Annotated in this window: 1 protein-coding gene; it reads right to left on the bottom strand. The window is 49.5% G+C overall.

Annotated features, from left to right (window positions below; translation table 11 throughout):
• Positions 1 to 293, bottom strand: a 293-nt coding sequence (locus AB4209_RS20220; protein WP_372057106.1) for a VCBS domain-containing protein, incomplete at both ends; no start/stop codon positions are given.

Below are 293 nucleotides of genomic sequence, written 5' to 3'. Positions count from 1 at the left end.
ATAGTCAGGTCACCGTTGGTACCGGAAATGGAATCGGGTGTGAAGGTATTATCTGGATTATCCACGTCAGTACTGGTTAGCGTACCTGAGGTAGTTACCGCTTTGTCGGTTTCATCGATGGCGACGGTCGCACTGCTGACAGTAGCGGTGTCGTTAGTACCGTTAATTGTCACCTTGATAGTGGACGGTGTTCCATCAACAGACGACACCGTGAAGGTTTCTTCGACTTTATCGCCGACGTTCAGTTGATTAAACGCGCTGTTGGCGGTGAATACCCAATGACCATTGGCATC

This window comes from Vibrio sp. 10N.286.48.C11 (assembly GCF_041469805.1).
Lineage (GTDB): Bacteria > Pseudomonadota > Gammaproteobacteria > Enterobacterales > Vibrionaceae > Vibrio > Vibrio crassostreae_C.
The sequence above is the reverse complement of the archived record's forward strand: the minus strand, read 5'-3'. Positions and strand labels throughout refer to the sequence as shown.